Source organism: Adlercreutzia sp. DFI.6.23 (assembly GCF_024462535.1).
Lineage (GTDB): Bacteria > Actinomycetota > Coriobacteriia > Coriobacteriales > Eggerthellaceae > Adlercreutzia > Adlercreutzia rubneri.
This window is the reverse complement of record NZ_JANGBP010000306.1, coordinates 1-333: the sequence shown is the minus strand read 5'-3', so window position 1 is coordinate 333 and position 333 is coordinate 1. Positions and strand designations below refer to the sequence as shown.

General features: G+C 63.7%; 1 pseudogene. It reads left to right on the top strand.

What is annotated here, in order from left to right:
- Positions 1-333: pseudogene (locus NE591_RS13475) on the top strand (serine/threonine protein kinase); the annotation flags it as partial.

The following is a 333-nucleotide window of genomic DNA, read 5'->3' as shown; positions in this document are numbered from 1 at the left end:
ACCAGGCCATCGGCACGCCGGACTTCCGCAACGACTCCATGATGACCTGCATGCCTCCGCGCGACATCCTGCTGACCATCGGCAACGAGATCATGGCCGCCGCCAACTCCTTCCGCTGCCGCTACTTTGAGTACCTGGCCTACTGGCCCCTCATGGAGGAGTACTTCGAGCAGGATCCCGACTTCAAGTGGACCCAGGCCCCCCGCCCGCGCCTGACCGACCGCTCCTACAAGCACAACTACTACGACGAGAAGATCACCCTTGAGGAGCGCCTGGTGCGCACCGCCAACAAGGACTTCGTGACCACCGAGGTCGAGCCGATGTGGGACGCCG